We start from the raw sequence: 15,722 nt of genomic DNA on the forward strand, positions 1-15,722 counted from the left end.
GTCGAATCTCCCATATGACGCCTTACATAGACGGACATTGCCATCTCAACTCGCCGGAGCTTAGGGGGGAGCTAGAGCGTCATATAGACGAAGCTCGTTCCGCCGGAGTCGAGAGGATGTTGGTGGTGGGAACCGACCTTCGGACCAGCGAGGAGGCCATCTCCATATCGAGGGGGCACTTCGACTCGGGAGTCAGGGCATCGGTGGGGGTTCATCCCCACGATGCCTCGTCCGTCGGTTCTTCCTTGCCGGAGGCACTTACGGATCTGGCTAAAGACCCTGTCGTGGTCGCAATAGGGGAGGTAGGTCTGGACTATCACTATAATTATTCGCCTGTCAAGGTTCAACGCGACGTCATGATATCCCAGATCCTATGGGCCGAGGAGGCGGATCTTCCGATCGTCTTCCACGTTAGGGATGCCTTCGACGATTTTTTCTCCATATTGAGGGATTATCCCGTTGGTCCTGAACGGGCTGTGGTCCACTGTTTCTCCGGTTCACTAAAGGAAGCGAAATCCTGTCTGGATCTGGGGTTCTACCTGGGCTTCGGCGGAATGATAACATTCAAGAGGGCCGACGGTATAAGGGAATGCCTGGCGTCCTGCCCTATTGACAGGATCATCCTTGAGACGGACTCCCCTTGGCTCGCTCCGGTTCCCCTCAGGGGTAAGACCAACAGCCCTCTTAACATGCCCTTGATATACAAGGCTGCGGCGGAGGTCTTGAGGGTTCGGGATTCCGTTGTGGCCGATGCGGTGTGGACCAACGGTATGAATTTATATCGATGGGAGAACGAATGATGTTCGAGTTCAGAGTCCAGGCGGTATGTCCCGAGACCGGAGCCAGAGCGGGAGAGCTCGTAACCCCTCACGGAGTAATAGAGACGCCGGTGTTCATGCCGGTCGGAACCAGGGCAACGGTAAAGGCGATGTCTCCCAGGGAGATGGAGGAGATAGAGGCCCAGATAGTCCTCTCCAACACCTACCATCTCTACCTTAGGCCGGGAGTGGAGCTGATAGAGAAAGCAGGCGGGCTCCATCGTTTCATGAACTGGCATCGCCCGATACTTACCGACAGCGGAGGGTTTCAGGTCTTCTCTCTCTCCGGAATAAACCGCATCAAAGAGGACGGAGTCGAGTTCTCCTCCCATCTGGACGGAAGCAGACACTTCATGACCCCCGAGTTGGCTACCAGGGTCCAGGAGGGATTGGGCAGCGACATAGCCATGTGTTTCGATCAATGCGTAGAGTTGCCCTGCGACGAGAAAACGGCGAGAAAAAGCGTAGAGAGAACCCTGAGGTGGGCGAGACGATGCAAGGAAGTACACCGTAGGGACGATCAGGCGCTTTTCGGGATAGTCCAGGGGGCTCTCTTCGACGATCTGAGAAAAGACTGTGCCAAAGAGCTCATATCGATGGATTTCCCGGGGTACTCCATCGGAGGACTTTCCGTGGGAGAAAGTCACGATGAAATGTACCGCATTCTGGATCTGTTGAATCCGATTTTGCCGCAGGAAAAACCGAGGTATCTGATGGGAGTCGGTTTTCCCACCAACCTGGTGGAGGGGGTTGCGAGGGGAGTGGATATGTTCGACTGTGTGTTGCCCACCAGAAACGGTCGCAACGGCACGCTCCTGACCTCCAGAGGCAAGTTCAACATCAAACACAGTCGCTTCGAGGAGGATTGGGGACCGATAGATCCTGACTGCGACTGTTACGCCTGTAGAGAGTTCTCCAGGGCCTATATCAGGCACCTCTACAGGTCCGGTGAGATGCTCGGAGCCAGGCTGTGCAGCTGGCATAACCTCAGATACCTGATATCTCTCATGAAGGGAGCCAGAGAGGCCATACTGGAAGGGCGTTTTCCTCAGTTTCGGGACGGTTTCCACGAGCTTTTTTCCACGGGTAAGGCTCTATGAGGGTGCCGATAAAGGTAGATCGCTGGAACCCCGATAGGGAGGTCATCGATAGGGCGGTCTCCATCCTCAAGGCGGGAGGTTTGGTTGGGTTCCCCACCGAGACGGTCTACGGACTGGGTGCCGACGGGCTCGACGGAAAGGCCGTCTCTGGCATATTCGAGGCTAAGGGCCGACCGTCGGACAACCCTTTGATATTGCACGTCGGAGATCCAGAGTCGGTGAGAAAGGTAGCCGAGGTGGACGATCGAGCTGATATGATCATGAAAAACCTCTGGCCCGGCCCTCTTACACTGGTGTTGCCCGCCTTGCCCATCGTACCTCCAGAGGTTACCGCTGGTTTGGACACGGTGGGAGTCCGAATGCCCTCTCATCCCGTGGCGCTGGCCCTTCTCCAGGCCTGCCCATTTCCCATCGCTGCTCCCAGCGCCAACACCAGCGGGAGGCCCAGTCCTACGGATGCGGAGACGGTGGCTCGAGACCTTGAAGACAGGGTAGATCTGATAATAGACGGAGGATCCACCGACGTGGGGCTGGAGTCAACCGTATTGGACGTTACCGGAGAGGTCCCTGTCTTGCTTAGACCCGGCGGACTTTCGGTGGAGGCTCTGGTGGATCTTTTGGGCGAGATAGCTCTTCCGGTCGGAGATCTGGAACTTAAGAGATCTCCCGGTACCAGGTATCGTCATTACGCTCCTTCGGTCCCGCTTTTTTTATGGGTACCTGAGGAGAACGGCCGCCCTGATTTTGGCGGAATATGCCGTTATATAGGCATGGTCGAGCCGGTTTTTCCGGTGGATAAGTCGATAATCTTCGATTCCGTCGAGAGCTATGGAAGAGGTCTTTTTTCCGCCCTGAGAGAGTTGGAACGAGAGTGGGATGGGCCTATAGTGGCCCAGTGGCCCGATTCTGATGGAATAGGACTGGCCCTAAGGGACAGACTTCGCAGAGCTTCCGGCGATCGTTGAGGTCCCTGACCTCGAAAAACGATAAAGTACTTGCAAATCGGAGGTTCGACTGATAGAATACATCTCGTTCCGAAGATACGCCCGGGTGGCGGAATTGGTAGACGCGCTAGATTCAGGTTCTAGTGGGCATTTGCCTGTAGGAGTTCGAGTCTCCTCCCGGGCACCATCCAATAGGGGTGCTATGCACGATTGGATCGCCAAGTGTGTATCAGGTCGTATTGTGTCGTTGACATAATGCGACCTTTTTGTTATTTTTGTTGTTCGTCAGCATGGAGAGTTTACCCTCACTTTTAGAGACACAGGGAGGTCGTCAGCCTAATGGCCGAATTCGTACCCGTGGGCAAAAAGCGCAGCCGCCTCACCTTTGGGCGTGTCCGAGATCTAGTGGAGATCCCGGATATGGTCGAGGTGCAGCGAGATTCCTACCGAAGCTTTTTTCAGGAGGATGTCGATCCCGACAAAAGGGACAGCGTAGGGCTTCAGGAACTTCTCGACGAGATTTTCCCGATTGAAAGTTACGACGGCTCCTTTGCCCTGGAGTTCGTCCGATACTATCTGGACAGGCCAGCCACCACACAGGAGGAGTCGCAACAGAAGGACTGTACCTGGCATCGGCCCGTCCGAGCCACCATAAGACTCGTAAACAGGAAGAACCTGGAGATCAAGGAAGAGGAGATCTTTCTCGGCGACTTTCCGATGATGACAGAGAGGGGAACCTTCATCATCAACGGAACCGAAAGGGTCGTCGTCAATCAGCTTGCCCGCTCCGCGGGGATCTACTTCAAGGTGGACTATTCCGCTCCGGTGGCCGAGACCTTCACCGCAAAGATAATCCCCGATAGAGGGGCCTGGCTGGAGTTTGCCATGGGGAGCGGAGATGCTCTCCACGTCAATATAGACAACCGTAAGAAACTTCCCGGAACCCTTCTTCTAAAGGCTTTCGGAGTCTCGTCCAACGAGGAGATGCTTCGTCTTTTCGGGGGGGAGATAGAGGAGGTCGACATATCGGAGGAGCTTCTGATCGGCAGGCTTCTCGGCGAGACCGTATTGGACGAGAGCGGAAACGTCGTAATCCGCAAGGAGGAGCGTATCGGGAAGGAAGAGCTAGAACGGCTCTGGGATCTCGGTCGGACTAGGGTAAAGGTATGGGACGTCAACCCCGTTTTCGCCGCTACCTTGGAGAAGGATTTTACCAACAACAGCGACGAGGCTATGTTGGAGATATTCCGCAGGCTTCGTCCTAACGATCCGGCCAGAATAGAGAACGCCAGAGAGTACATAGACAGCCTGTTCTTCGATTCCCGTCGTTATACTCTGGGCCGTGTCGGTCGTTACAAGCTCAACAGACGGCTGAAGCTGGACCTTCCCGACAGGGAGTACCTGCTCACGATAGACGACCTGGTGAGAATCGTCAAGGGAATAATCGTCCTCAGGGACACGGAGGAGCAGAGGGACGTGGTCTCCTTCCCCGACGTCACCGAGGAGTTCCCCGACGATATCGACCACCTCGGCAACAGAAGGGTCCGTTCCGTAGGCGAGCTTCTTCAGAATCAGGTCAGAATAGGCCTTCTGCGGATGGAGAGAAGAGCCAAAGAGCGTATGACCACCGTGGCGGATCTCACCAAGGCAATGGCCAGGGACCTCATAAACGTCAGGCCCATATCGGCGGCCCTCAGGGAGTTCTTCGGTTCGGGGCAGCTGTCGCAGTACATGGACCAGAACAACCCCCTGTCCGAACTGACCCACAGGCGGAGGCTTTCCGCCCTGGGACCGGGAGGTCTTAGCAGAGAAAGGGCTGGCTTCGAGGCTAGAGACGTCCATTACACCCACTATGGCCGTATCTGCCCCATCGAGACCCCCGAGGGGCCCAATATCGGGTTGGTCACGTCTCTGTCTACCTATTCAAAGGTCAACCAATACGGTTTCCTGGTTACCCCTCGTCGTCCCGTGGCAGAGGGCGTTGTATCGTTGAATCCCGAGGACGTCGTCTACCTGGCAGCGGACGAGGAGGACAACGCCTACGTGGGAAGGGCTAATACCCCTTACGACGAAAGTACCGGTCGTCTTTCCGAGGAGTACTGCTACGCCCGTTACAGAGGGCGCATAGTCGAGGTTCCTAAGGAGAAGATCGACTATCTGGACATATCTCCTAAGCAGATCGTCTCTGCCTCGACGGCTTTGATCCCTTTTCTGGAGCATGACGATGCCAATAGAGCCTTGATGGGCTCGAACATGCAACGTCAGGCCGTCCCGCTTCTACTTCCAGAGGCTCCGAGGGTCGGGACCGGCATGGAGGGCAGGATAGCAAAGGACTCTGGCTCCTGCGTGGTGGCTCCAGAGGACGGAGTAGTCACCTATGTAGACGCAGATAGAATAGAGATAAGAAGCGACCTGGGAGTATATCGTTCCATGTCTCTTCAGAAGTTCAAGAGGTCCAATCAGGGTACCATCATCCATCAGAAGCCTACGGTCTCGAAGGGCGATGTCGTCTCCAAAGGCGAGATAATGGCCGACGGGCAGTCGGTGGACCAGGGAGAGCTGGCTCTTGGACGCAACGTTCTCATTGCCTTTATTCCCTGGGAGGGGTACAACTACGAGGATGCCATCCTCCTCAGCGAGAGATTGGTAAAGGAGGATTTCTTTACCTCCATACACATAGAGGAATACGAGATGGACGCCAGGGACACCAAGCTCGGGCCGGAGGAGATAACCAGGGATATCCCGAACGTCGGAGAGGACGCGCTTAAAGACCTCGACGAGTTCGGAGTGGTTCGCGTCGGAGCCGAGGTCAACGCCGGGGATATCCTGGTCGGAAAGGTGACCCCCAAGGGCGAGTCGGATCAGTCTCCGGAGGAGAAGTTGCTCAGGGCCATCTTCGGCGAAAAAGCCAGAGAGGTCAGGGACACGTCACTTCACGTTCCCCATGGAGCCAGAGGAAAGGTCGTCGCGGTCAAGAAACTGAACAAGGACGAGAATAGCGACTCCCTCAGTCCCGGTGTCAACGAGGTGGTCAAGGTCTACGTGGCCCAGCTCAGGAAGATCACCGTCGGAGACAAGATGTCCGGACGTCACGGCAACAAGGGGGTCGTTTCCAGGGTCCTTCCCGTAGAGGATATGCCCTATCTTCCCGACGGAACTCCCGTGGACGTCTGCCTCAACCCCCTCGGGGTTCCGAGTCGAATGAACCTCGGACAGGTTCTCGAGACCATACTTGCCACCGTGGCAGTTGCCAACGACTGGCACGTAGCTACTCCGGTTTTCGAAGGGGCACAGGAAGACGAGATCTACGATCTGCTCGATAAACTCAGTCAGGAGAACCCGGACTACTCCTCTCTGACCAGAGGCGGGACCATGCAGCTCATAGACGGTAGAACCGGGGAGCCCATGGAGTACAAGACCACCGTTGGGCACATGTACATGCTGAAGCTTAATCACCTGGTGGACGATAAACTGCACGCTCGATCCATAGGACCTTACAGTCTCATAACCCAACAGCCTCTGGGCGGTAAGGCCCAGTTCGGCGGACAGCGCTTCGGAGAGATGGAGGTCTGGGCCCTTCAGGGGTACGGAGCCGCTCATGTCCTTCAGGAAATGTTGACGGTAAAATCCGACGATATCCACGGTCGACTCAAGACCTACGAGAAAATCGTAAAAGGTCAGAATCTGACCAGGCCGGGGGTTCCCGAGAGCTTCAAGGTTCTTGTAAAAGAGCTCGAGGGGCTGGGCTTGGGGGTCGATATAGAGTACAACGACGGCACCATCGGTCCTCTTCTTCCCGACGAGGACGACGAACAGAGCAACTCCGCTCCCATTCCGCCCAAGGTGGAGGTCGTTCCGGCCGTTGCTCCGGAGGCGGCATCTGCTCCTACACCGAAGGAGATGGAGGAGATGATCTTCGGGAACGGAGAGCCCAGCGCCAAGGAAGATAATGCCTCCGACAAGGGGCAAAACGACGGCGATGAGGTGTCGACGGAGAACGCCTCGGATAGTTCCACAGTCGAGAACGATGATGCGAAAGGAGCTGACCGCTAACGATGACCCGTCGCGAGATCGTCGGAGTCAGGGTACGTCTTGCCAGTCCCGGAGAGATAAGGGGACTTTCCACCGGAGAGGTCAAGAAACCCGAGACCATCAACTACCGGACCTTGAGGCCCGAGAAAGACGGCCTTTTCTGCGAGCGTATCTTCGGACCCACTAAAAGTTTTGAATGCGCCTGCGGCAAGTACAAGAAAAGCGGTCCGAAATTCAAGGGCGTGATATGCGATCGATGCGGCGTGGAGGTCACAGATAACCGCGTTCGTCGAGAGAGAATGGGCCACATCGAGCTGGCCGCCCCTGTCGTCCATATATGGTATCTCCGGGGAATCCCCAGCAGACTCAGTCTGTTGCTGGGTACCGCCACGAAGATGCTGGAGAAGGTGGTCTACTTCGCTCCCATCAGAAAAAGGGAGCCGGCCTTCAAGGTAGTCATAGAGGGCAAGAGATCCGATCTCGCCAAGAGGGGAGACGTGGTCTCCGAAAGCGAGGTCAGACTTCATTGTCATTACGACCCGAAGTTCAAGGCAGAGGAGGCCTATAGGGTCGTATCGGTCGACGATGTCCCCATATCGGAGGGCGACATCGTATCGTCCTCTCAGATAAGTCGTTACAAGGCCGATTACGGCGACGAATCCTTTTCCGCCGAGCCTGCCTTTGTCGTGAAAGGCTGCGGCGAGGGAGTCGAGATCGAGCTCGAGTCGATCCTGTCCGGAGATGAATATCGGTCGTTAAAAGAAGAAGGGCTGGACGTAACGGTAGAGAGGGCCATGTCGGGCAACCAGGAGGGGTTTGTCGTCACGTCGGTTGCCAAGCTCCCTTTCTCTAAGGGTGACGTTATATCCACCAGCGAGTTCAACCTCTTTCAGGAGCGCTATCCGGAACGCTTTACCGCTCAGCTCGAGACGGTGGTCGTGGAGGATCCCTGTTTCCTGGTGATAGACGGCAGCGAGTCCCCCTTCGACGACGGTGACGTGATACTGGACAGAGAACAGCATCTCTGTAGCCACTACGACAAGAAATTTCGAGCCGGCATAGGTGCGGAAGGTGTCAGGGAGATGCTCGATACCCTGGACATGGACCACCTGGCCCAGGAACTCAGGGAAGAGTTATCCGAGACTTCCGGCCAGAAACGTCGAAAGTTGGTCAAGAGACTCCAGGTCGTAGAGGATTTTCGCAAGGGTGATTGCAACCCTCAATCCATGGTGCTCGAGGTTCTGCCGGTCATACCTCCGGACCTTCGTCCCATGGTTCAGCTCGACGGAGGGCGTTTTGCCACCTCGGACCTTAACGACCTGTATCGCAGGGTCATAAACAGAAACAACCGACTGAGAAAGCTCCAGGAACTCAGGGCTCCGGAGATAATAGTCAGGAACGAAAAGAGGATGCTCCAGGAGTCGGTCGACGCGCTGATCGACAACGGTAGAATGGGCAAGGCGGTGCTGGGGGCCGGCAATCGTCCCCTCAAGAGTCTCTCCGATTTGTTGAGAGGTAAGAAGGGGCGTTTCCGTCAGAATTTGCTCGGTAAGCGAGTGGACTACTCCGGTCGTTCTGTTATAACGATAGGGCCCAATTTAAAGATATACCAGTGCGGCCTTCCCAAGCAGATGGCTCTGGAGCTGTTCAAGCCCTTCGTAATACAGAAACTGGTGGATCTAGGCATAGCTCCGAACGTCAAGAGCGGCAAAAGGATGATCGAAAGAGGCAAGGAGGAGATCTGGGCCATTCTGGAGGAGATCATAAAGGATCACCCCGTGATGCTGAACAGAGCTCCTACGCTTCACAGATTGGGCATCCAGGCCTTCGAGCCTGTCTTGATGGAGGGTAAGGCCATACGGCTTCACCCCTTGGTCTGTACAGCTTTCAACGCCGATTTCGACGGAGATCAGATGGCAGTACACGTACCTCTCTCCGTGGAAGCCCAGGCGGAGGCCAGGATGCTCATGCTCTCCGCCAACAACATACTCTCCCCCGCCAGCGGGAAGCCCATAGTGGCTCCCTCGCAGGACATAATATTGGGGATATATTACCTGACCAATCTCAGAGAGGGTATGACCGGAGAGGGCAAATACTTTGATAGCTTCGACGACGTTTTAACCGCTCTGGATCACGGGGTTGTGCATGTGAACGCCAGAATTCGCATGAGATGGAACCACGAATGGGGTAACTGGAAGGACAAGGTCGCTCAATGGGGAGTCTCCTTCCTGGACGAAAACGGAAAATGGTTCGAGACCTCGCCGGGAAGGGTCCTTTTCAACAGCTATCTCCCTAAAAAACTTCGATTCCTCGACGGTCAGCTGGGCAAGAAGGATCTCAGCAGGTTGCTGGACCTCGGTTACAACCAGGTCTCCCGTCAGGAAATGGTCGAGATGTTGGACTCTATAAAGGGGCTCGGCTATCACTGGGCTACCCTGAGTGGTATAAGCTTCTGCGTCACCGACGTCGTAATACCCAAGGAAAAAGAGGACGTGGTCTCCACTTCTCTGGTAGAGGACGACGAGATAAGAAACCAGTACGATATGGGGGTTCTTTCGGAGGACGAATACCTCCTTCAGAAGGAGACCCTGTGGTCCAAGGCGGCCGCCGATGTCGGAAACGCAATCCTGAACCACATGGGGCACGATAACCCGGTCAGGATGATGGTGGACTCCGGAGCCAGGGGAAGCCGAGGACAGCTGGCTCAGATGGCCGGAATCCGAGGCCTTATGGCCGACCCGACCGGTCGAATAATAGATTACCCCATCACCACCAACTTCCGTGAGGGAATGAACATGTTGGAGTATTTTATCTCCACTCATGGAGCCAGAAAGGGGCTGGCCGATACCGCTCTTCGTACGGCCAAGTCTGGTTATCTGACCCGACGTCTCGTCGATGTATCTCAGGACGTCATAATAACCGAGGAAGACTGTGGAACGGACAAAGGTGTCAAGATAGAGCCTTTGGAGAGCGACGGCAAGACGGTCATCCCCATCAGCGAGAGGATAGCCGGCAGGACGTCTCTTAACGATGTCAACGATCCCGAGACCGGAGATCTTATAGTCGGAGCCGGTGAGATCATAACTCCGGATCTGGCTTCCCGGATAGATTCCTGCGGATTCAAGGAGATCTGGGTAAGAAGCCCCATGACCTGCACAACCAGACACGGTATATGTCAGAAGTGCTACGGTGTCGACCTGGCTACCCGTTCCGTCGTCGACATAGGAGAGGCTGTAGGGGTCGTTGCCGCCCAGTCTATCGGTGAACCTGGAACCCAGCTCACCATGAGGACCTTCCATACCGGGGGAGTCAGGATTACCGGTGAGGACATCACCCAGGGGCTTCCGAGGATAGAGCAGCTTTTCGAGGCCCGTCGTCCCAAAAAAGTCTCCGTCCTTGCCGGTGTGGACGGCAAGGTGATCGAAATTCGGGAGATGGAGGGCAAGCGCAAGGTAATAATAACCTCCGAGGAGCCCGGGAACGAACAGAAGATCACCCACACCATCCCTTCGTCGCAGAACCTTCTGGTCGAAGAGGGCGAGCCTGTCTACCGTTCGACGAAGCTGACAGAGGGCTATATCGATCCTCAGCAACTTCTCGAGGTGCTTGGACAGGAAGAGGTTCAGAAATACCTGGTGGACAGCATTCAGGAGGTCTACCGATCTCAAGGCGTCTCCATCAACAACAAACATATAGAGGTAATCCTCAGAAAGGTCGCTCCTGTTAACAGACTGAGGGTCGTCGATGAAGGGGACACAGCCTTCGTGGCTGGAGATCTGGTCTGGGCCGGTGACGTGGAGGCCGAGGAAAAGGTAATACTGGAGGAAAACGAGAACAACATACACGAGGCGGTCAAGATCTTCTCCGGTAAAATCTTCCAGGGAATTGCCGGAGCCGTCAAAACGGATCTGAGCAAGAAAAAAGATCAGCCCATGGACGAGGAGCTCATAAGGTCGATCCTGACTCCTGGAGCGCCGGTGACGGAGATAAACGTGACCGATGAGGTCGGACCTCTTAGGATCGTGGCGGGAGAGGCCTCTTTCAGAAAAGAGCTCAAGGGATTCGAGCTTATCGATCCCTTCGAATCCAGGGATGGAAAGGTCGTCGAATCGGGGCAGCCTCTTACACTTGGACAGTTGTCGGTGGTGACCTCTCAGGAACCCCGACCCTTGAGGGTCAGGGACGTGGAGGTAATAGAGAAGCTGGTTGACTCGGCCTATCTTGCGGAGGACGTCGTGGTGGACGGTCAAGCCGTCGCCCTCAAGGACCATATGGTCACGGAGGAAATAGCCGCATTGTTAAGGATAAACGACGTGCCCTCCGTCAAGGTATGGAAGGGGATCGAGAGGATCAGTGTCTCCGATGCAATGCAGGAAAGACTCCTGGCCAGGATATGGGGTAAACCTCTGAGGCAGGCCATAGATTCCCAGGGCAATGCGTTATCCTCAAGGCCTCAGCTCGTCGACGGCAGCGTAGTTCGAGGGATAATAGACGGAGATCTTGCGGCCATCTCGATAGGTGAGGATATAATCACGAGGGAGAACATCCTCAAGGAGGTCATAGCTGAGACCTGTTATGGAAAGGTCCTGCTGGACAGGGTAGAGGTTGACGGAAGGATCGCAGCCGACTCAGGCCAGGAGATAAATAAAACCCTTCTGGATGAGTTGGTCGCAGCTGATCCGGAGGAACTGGTCATAAGGCCTATTCACTGTAACAACGAGACCAGAAACATAGTCTCCAGAGTTACCTTCGTTCGCAAGCTCAGGCAAAACCCCGAGTGCCGGAAGTTCATTCACGGCATAACGAAAGCCGCTCTGGCCACGGACAGTTTCCTGAGTGCGGCGTCCTTCCAGCAGACTGCTCAGGTACTGGCTGGTGCAGCGGTCCGTTGTCAGGTCGATAACCTCGTAGGTTTGAAGGAGAACGTGATAATCGGTCACCTCATCCCGGCTGGAACGGGAGTGGAGGATTTCCGAAAGATCGCGGTCAACGAAAAAGAGTCCTAAAAACGAATAATCTTTCGAAATAAAGCTCGACCTGGTGTTATGTTTCTTGACATAGCATCAGGTCGTTGTTATCATTACCCGGTGCCTATGCTCAGGAGGTTTTATGATGAACGTAGCGGAGTTGGCCGAGGGTAGACGATTAGTCGGTTTCAAACAGGTCCGTCGCGAGCTTTCGAGGGACAACGTCCGTAAAGTCTTCATCGCTGCCGACGCCGACGTTTCGATGATTCAGGAGATTTCCCGTATGTGTTCCGAGCGAGGGGTTCCTATGGAGACGGTCGAGTCTATGGCATCTCTGGGTAGGGCTTGCGTCATAGATAGGGGCGCAGCTACTGCGGCTTTGCAGCGGACGACCGCTGTTAAGAAAGCATATAAGAATATCTGGAAGGAGGTAACGTAGTGCCAACAATCAACCAGCTAGTCCGGAAAGGTCGGAGTGATAAGGTCAAGAAATCCGACTCCCCGGCGTTGCAGAATTGTCCGGCGCGAAGAGGGGTCTGTACGCGAGTCTATACGATCACTCCAAAGAAGCCTAACTCGGCTTTGAGAAAAGTCGCCCGTGTGCGTCTGACCAACGGTATCGAGGTGACCTCGTACATACCGGGAGTCGGCCATAATCTGCAGGAGCACTCTGTCGTCCTGGTCAGGGGTGGTCGAGTCAAGGACCTTCCCGGTGTGCGCTATCACATCGTACGCGGTACCCTTGATTGCGGCGGTGTCGAGGGTCGTCGTCGGAGCCGTTCCAAATACGGTGCCCGTCGTCCCAAGTCCTAAAAGGGTATAAGGAGGTAGTGTCATGCCGCGTAAAGGGCATGTGAGAAAGAGAGATTCGTTGCTGGATACTAGATTCGGCAACCTCGCTGTCACTAAGTTCATCAATAAGGTCATGCTCGACGGTAAGAAAAGCACCGCCGAGAGGATAGTCTACGAGGCTCTCGATAAAGCCGCCGAAAAACTGGGTGTGGAGCCTATCGAGGTCTTCAATAAGGCCATGGAGAACGTCAAGCCTCTCGTCGAGGTTCGTTCCCGCAGGGTCGGTGGTGCGACCTATCAGGTCCCCGTGGAAGTTGCGCCCGCAAGGGCCCAGGCTCTCGCCATCCGTTGGATAATCTCCTACTCCAGAGGCAAGAAGGGTATGCCCATGAGCGAGAGGCTTTCCAGGGAGTTTGTCGATGCCTACAAAGGCGAGGGTAGCTCCATCAAGAAGAGGGAAGATACCCACAAGATGGCAGAGGCCAACAGGGCCTTCGCTCACTACCGTTGGTAGCACTTGACGATATGTTCGTCAGTCGACGTTACGTGTCCTAGGTGATAATTATGGCTGGAATGGATCTACATAAGATAAGAAATATAGGAATAGCTGCGCATATAGACGCAGGCAAGACGACCACCACCGAGCGTATCCTGTTCTACACCGGGCGGAACTACAAGATCGGTGAGGTTCACGAGGGCGCGGCCACCATGGACTGGATGGAGCAGGAACGTGAGAGAGGCATAACCATCACTTCCGCTGCTACCACATGTCAGTGGAAGGGCCATAATATCAATATAATTGATACACCCGGGCACGTGGACTTTACCGTCGAGGTCGAACGTTCCATGAGGGTTCTTGACGGAGCCGTATCGGTATTCTGTGCCGTAGGCGGAGTCGAGCCTCAGTCCGAGACCGTGTGGCGTCAGGCCGATAAGTACCATGTCCCTCGTATAGCTTTCGTCAACAAGATGGATCGGGTCGGAGCCAACTTTCTTACCGTGGTCGATCAGCTCAAGGAAAGGCTGGGGGCTACCGCGGTTCCTCTTCAGCTTCCGATAGGTTCCGAGGAGGAGTTTCAGGGGGTCGTCGATCTCATAGAGATGAAGGCGATTCTCTTTTCCGACGTGATGGGTGCCGAGCCCACTATGGAGGAGATCCCTGCGGACATGATGGAAGAGGCAAAGCTCTACAGGGAGTCTATGATAGAGACCCTGTCCGACTTTGACGAGGAGATAATGGCCCTCTTCCTCGAGGGAGAGGAAGTCTCCAACGACATGATCAGGTCGGCCATCAGGAAGAGCACCATCTCTCTCGATATCGTCCCGGCGATGTGTGGGACGGCCTTCAAGAACAAAGGGGTTCAGCCCCTTCTGGATGCCGTAGTGGCGTATCTTCCAAGCCCCATGGACCTTCCCGCTATAGTGGGAGTGGATCCCGACGACGGATCGGAGCTGGAGAGGCACGCCAACGAGGACGAGCCAGTATCCGCCCTGGCCTTCAAGATAGCGGTGGACCCCTTCGTGGGTAAGCTGACCTTCTGTAGGATTTACTCGGGGGTTCTTAAGTCGGGGATGTCCCTCTACAACCCGAGCAGTCGCAAGAAGGAGCGTATCGGCAGAATACTGCAGATGCACGCCAACAAGAGAACCGACATAGACGAGGCCGGCGCCGGCATGATAGTCGCCCTTCCGAGTCTCAAGAACACCAGGACCGGCGATACCCTCTGCGATGAGAAGAAGCCGATCGTTCTCGAAACCCTCGAATTCCCCGAGCCGGTTATATCTCTGGCGGTCGAGCCCATAACCCAGAGCGACAAAGACAAGCTCTCCAAGGGGCTTATCGCTCTGGCCGAAGAGGATCCCACCTTCGTGGTCCGCAACGACGAGGAGACCGGTCAGACCGTTATTTCCGGAATGGGAGAGCTTCACCTCGACATCATCGTCGACCGTCTCAAGAGAGAGTTCAAGGTCGGGGTCAACGTCGGCCGTCCTCAGGTCGCCTACAGAGAGGCCATCACCAAGGCGGTCTCCCAGGTTCAGGGTAAGTTCGTTCGTCAGAGCGGAGGTCGCGGTCAGTACGGAGACGTGGTCATCGACATGGAGCCTCTCGAGGAAGGCAAAGGGTTCATCTTCGAGGACAAGATCGTCGGTGGGGTTATCCCGAGGGAATACATACCTGCTGTACAGAAGGGTATGGAGGAATCCATCACCAACGGTATACTCGGAGGCTTCCCCGTAATAGGTGTGAAGGTCTCGCTGGTTTACGGAAGCTATCACGATGTCGACAGCTCCGAGATGGCGTTCAAGATCGCTGCGTCCATGGCGTTCAAGGAAGCCATGAGAAAAGCCGGGCCTACCCTTATGGAGCCGGTGATGTTCGTGGAGGTAGTGACTCCCGAGGAATACGTCGGAGACGTCATGGGAGACCTTTCCTCTCGTCGCGGAAGAGTCGAGGGCATGGAGATTCGTGGCAACGCCAGGGCGATAAAGGCATACGTTCCCTTGGGAGAGATGTTTGGATACGCCACCGACGTAAGGAGCAAGACCTCCGGTCGAGCCACCTACACCATGCAGTTTGATCACTATGAGGCCGTCCCGGCAAGCGTTGCCGAGGAGATCCTCAAGAAATAGGACTTCTGATTAGGAGGGAGTACCATGGCAAAAGAGAAATTTGAAAGGACAAAACCGCATCTGAACATAGGGACCATCGGTCACATCGACCACGGCAAGACGACCTTGACGGCGGCTATCTCGAAATCGCTGTCCACGGAGGGTTTCGCCGACTTCACCAAGTTCGAGGACATCGACAAGGCGCCTGAGGAGAGAGAGCGCGGAATAACGATCAACATCGCTCACATCGAGTATCAGACGGACAAGCGTCACTACGCTCACATCGACTGCCCCGGACACGCCGACTACATCAAGAACATGATCACCGGAGCTGCACAGATGGACGGAGCCATCCTGGTTGTCTCGGCCGCGGACGGTCCGATGCCTCAGACGAGGGAGCACGTGCTTCTGGCCCGTCAGGTGAACGTTCCCGCCCTGGTGGTTTTCATGAACAAAGTC

General features: G+C 55.4%; 10 protein-coding genes and 1 tRNA gene. All 11 read left to right on the plus strand.

Annotation, left to right across the window (positions count from 1 at the left end; genetic code table 11):
• Positions 1–14 precede the first annotated feature (14 nt).
• Positions 15–800: a TatD family hydrolase gene (locus tag L2W58_RS10545; protein WP_236103303.1), complete on the plus strand. Its 786-nt coding sequence runs from the start codon at positions 15–17 to the stop codon at positions 798–800.
• Entirely contained in the window at positions 800–1,918 is a 1,119-nt protein-coding gene (tgt, locus tag L2W58_RS10550; RefSeq protein ID WP_236103304.1) for a tRNA guanosine(34) transglycosylase Tgt, read from the plus strand. The genes L2W58_RS10545 and tgt overlap by 1 nt, the downstream gene beginning before the upstream one ends.
• Complete coding sequence (locus tag L2W58_RS10555; protein WP_236103305.1) at positions 1,915–2,883, plus strand: L-threonylcarbamoyladenylate synthase; 969 nt, start codon at positions 1,915–1,917, stop codon at positions 2,881–2,883. The genes tgt and L2W58_RS10555 overlap by 4 nt, the downstream gene beginning before the upstream one ends.
• Positions 2,884–2,962: 79 nt before the next feature.
• Positions 2,963–3,049, plus strand: a tRNA-Leu gene (locus tag L2W58_RS10560).
• 152 nt (positions 3,050–3,201) lie between these two features.
• Entirely contained in the window at positions 3,202–6,915 is a 3,714-nt protein-coding gene (gene rpoB, locus L2W58_RS10565; protein WP_236103306.1) for a DNA-directed RNA polymerase subunit beta, read from the plus strand.
• A gap of 2 nt (positions 6,916–6,917) precedes the next feature.
• Entirely contained in the window at positions 6,918–11,900 is a 4,983-nt protein-coding gene (gene rpoC, locus L2W58_RS10570; protein WP_236103307.1) for a DNA-directed RNA polymerase subunit beta', read from the plus strand.
• A gap of 106 nt (positions 11,901–12,006) precedes the next feature.
• Entirely contained in the window at positions 12,007–12,300 is a 294-nt protein-coding gene (locus tag L2W58_RS10575; protein ID WP_236103308.1) for a ribosomal L7Ae/L30e/S12e/Gadd45 family protein, read from the plus strand.
• Complete coding sequence (gene rpsL, locus L2W58_RS10580) at positions 12,300–12,674, plus strand: 30S ribosomal protein S12 (RefSeq protein ID WP_236103309.1); 375 nt, start codon at positions 12,300–12,302, stop codon at positions 12,672–12,674. The genes L2W58_RS10575 and rpsL overlap by 1 nt, the downstream gene beginning before the upstream one ends.
• Before the next feature lie 22 nt (positions 12,675–12,696).
• Positions 12,697–13,167 (plus strand): 30S ribosomal protein S7, encoded by a 471-nt coding sequence (rpsG, locus tag L2W58_RS10585; protein WP_236103310.1) that lies wholly within the window; start codon positions 12,697–12,699, stop codon positions 13,165–13,167.
• 50 nt (positions 13,168–13,217) lie between these two features.
• Positions 13,218–15,284 (plus strand): elongation factor G, encoded by a 2,067-nt coding sequence (fusA, locus tag L2W58_RS10590; RefSeq protein ID WP_236103311.1) that lies wholly within the window; start codon positions 13,218–13,220, stop codon positions 15,282–15,284.
• Between the two features lie 24 nt (positions 15,285–15,308).
• A partial coding sequence (locus tag L2W58_RS10595) for a GTP-binding protein (protein WP_236103312.1) occupies positions 15,309–15,722 on the plus strand: 414 nt, incomplete at its 3' end.

The organism is Dethiosulfovibrio faecalis, assembly GCF_021568795.1.
GTDB classification, from domain to species: Bacteria; Synergistota; Synergistia; order Synergistales; family Dethiosulfovibrionaceae; genus Dethiosulfovibrio; species Dethiosulfovibrio faecalis.

Excerpts from the sequence above, each read along its gene's own strand:
- rpoB (WP_236103306.1), top strand. The coding sequence starts at position 3,202 with ATGGCCGAATTCGTACCCGTGGGCAAAAAGCGCAGCCGCCTCACCTTT.
- tgt (WP_236103304.1), top strand. The coding sequence starts at position 800 with ATGTTCGAGTTCAGAGTCCAGGCGGTATGTCCCGAGACCGGAGCCAGA.
- rpsG (WP_236103310.1), top strand. The coding sequence starts at position 12,697 with ATGCCGCGTAAAGGGCATGTGAGAAAGAGAGATTCGTTGCTGGATACT.
- L2W58_RS10575 (WP_236103308.1), top strand. The coding sequence starts at position 12,007 with ATGAACGTAGCGGAGTTGGCCGAGGGTAGACGATTAGTCGGTTTCAAA.
- fusA (WP_236103311.1), top strand. The coding sequence starts at position 13,218 with ATGGCTGGAATGGATCTACATAAGATAAGAAATATAGGAATAGCTGCG.
- L2W58_RS10555 (WP_236103305.1), top strand. The coding sequence starts at position 1,915 with ATGAGGGTGCCGATAAAGGTAGATCGCTGGAACCCCGATAGGGAGGTC.
- rpoC (WP_236103307.1), top strand. The coding sequence starts at position 6,918 with ATGACCCGTCGCGAGATCGTCGGAGTCAGGGTACGTCTTGCCAGTCCC.
- L2W58_RS10545 (WP_236103303.1), top strand. The coding sequence starts at position 15 with ATGACGCCTTACATAGACGGACATTGCCATCTCAACTCGCCGGAGCTT.